Source organism: Streptomyces calidiresistens (assembly GCF_014141525.1).
GTDB classification, from domain to species: domain Bacteria; phylum Actinomycetota; class Actinomycetes; order Streptomycetales; family Streptomycetaceae; genus Streptomyces; species Streptomyces calidiresistens.
The window spans coordinates 1-1,818 of the sequence record NZ_VKHS01000967.1 but is presented as its reverse complement, the minus strand read 5'-3'; the positions used below and the strand labels follow the sequence as shown (position 1 = coordinate 1,818).

Below are 1,818 nucleotides of genomic sequence, written 5' to 3'. Positions count from 1 at the left end.
GGAGAGGAGGTCGGGGGTCCGGGAGCCGGGGGACGCGACCGGGTTCCCGGAAGGGATCTCAGGAGGCGGCGGGCGGATTGGCGGGGCCACCGACCTGGCTGCCGGCCATGCGGCTCCACTCGTAGGGGCCGGTGCGCACCCGGGCGGCCATCTCCCCGTCGAACGACTCGTGCACGGGGACGCCCGCGCTCTCGGCGGCGGCGAGGGCCCTCTCCCGGTGACGGGTCACCACATCGCCCCAGGTGCCGTCCGCGCCCACCAGGACCAGGCGGTAGCCGCTGTCGCCGAGGTGGGAGAGGGAGGCGTCGGCGGAGCCGCCGTGCTCGGCGGCGAAGGCCCGGATGCGCTTGGCGAGGCGGGCGGTTCCACGATCGGTCACCGCGGTCGCGCCCGACCCGGGGGTGGTGCCGGTGGCGCCGGAAGCGGAGGTCTCGGTTTCGGGGGTGTCGGCCATATCGTCATGCTACCGACGAGTAGGAAGAGCCGCCAGGTTCCGCCGACGACGGCGGGCCGCCCTCCGCACCGGAGGACGACCCGGGGACCGTTCGGCAGGGGTTCACCCCCTCGCGGCGCCCGGCACGGCGAGCGGCCGGCCCGTCCGGGGCGACCGGGCGGTCCCGGCGCGGAAAGGGTTCCTAGCGCAGGAAGGGGTCGATGGCGACGGCCAGGAAGAGGATCGAGACGTAGGTGATCGACCAGTGGAACAGCCGCATCTCCTTGAGCTTGGCGCCGGTCGCCCCCGCCCGGGCCCGGGCCCGCAGGGCGTGGGCCTCCCACAACCACCAGGCACCCGCCAGGACCGCGGCGGTGGCGTAGAACCAGCCGACGTAGCCGAGCGGCACCAGGGCCAGCGAGACGAGCACCATCACCCAGCTGTAAACGACGATCTGCCGGGCCACCACGGTGTTGGCGGCGACGACGGGGAGCATCGGCACCCCGACCCGGGCGTAGTCCTCGCGGACCCTCATCGACAGCGGCCAGTAGTGCGGGGGCGTCCAGAAGAAGATCACCAGGAAGAGGACCACCGCGGCCCAGGAGAGCGAGTTCGTCACGGAGGACCAGCCGATGAGCACCGGCATGCACCCGGCGATCCCGCCCCAGACGATGTTCTGCGAGGTCCGCCGCTTGAGGATCATCGTGTAGCCCACGACGTAGAAGAGCAGCGCCCCCAGCGCCAGGCCGGCCGAGAGCCAGTTGACCAGCAGGCCGAACCAGAGGGTGGAGACCACCGCCAGGGAGACGCCGAAGACCAGGCACTCCGCGGGGGTCACGATCCCGGTGACCAGGGGACGCTTCCCGGTACGGGACATCAGGGCGTCGATGTCGCGGTCCAGGTACATGTTCAGGGCGTTGGCCCCGCCCGCCGACAGGTAGCCGCCGACGCAGGTGGCCAGGACCAGCCACAGATCGGGAACGCCCTGTTCGGCGAGGAACATCACCGGGATCGTGGTGATGAGCAGCAACTCGATGATGCGCGGCTTGGTGAGCGCGACGAACGCCCTGATCCGATCGGCGAAGCCGGCATCGGCCCGGGCGTTCCCCGGATTCGCCGGAGGCGGCTGACCGGGTCCCGCGCTGTGCTGCTCCACGGGTCGGGATTCGACGGCCGTCACGGACACCCCTGGTAAGTGCGACATCGGCGGCTCGCGCTTCCCGGACGGAACGGTTCGGTCCCCGCCGGTGACGCGAGGCGGGCCACGGCCCGCGCGTACCACGCCACTCTAGACGCCCGACATATTCCGCTTGTCGCCGGGGTCCGTGGTGTCGACCCCACCCCGCTACCGGGGTTACCGGGCGCCGCACCCCGCCCCCACCGGG

General features: G+C 72.3%; 2 protein-coding genes. Both read right to left on the bottom strand.

Features of this window, described 5'->3' with window-relative positions:
- Positions 1-58 precede the first annotated feature (58 nt).
- The gene (locus tag FOE67_RS24610; protein WP_194444675.1) at positions 59-454 is read right to left on the bottom strand and encodes a hypothetical protein; all 396 of its coding nucleotides are present in this window, start codon (positions 452-454) and stop codon (positions 59-61) included.
- A gap of 181 nt (positions 455-635) precedes the next feature.
- Positions 636-1,613, bottom strand: coding sequence for a heme o synthase (locus FOE67_RS24605; protein ID WP_438874303.1), 978 nt, complete (start codon positions 1,611-1,613; stop codon positions 636-638).
- Between the last annotated feature and the right edge of the window lie 205 nt (positions 1,614-1,818).

What these genes read in the sequence shown, in the direction of transcription:
- FOE67_RS24610 (WP_194444675.1), bottom strand. Translation starts at nt 454, where the DNA reads ATGGCCGACACCCCCGAAACCGAGACCTCCGCTTCCGGCGCCACCGGC.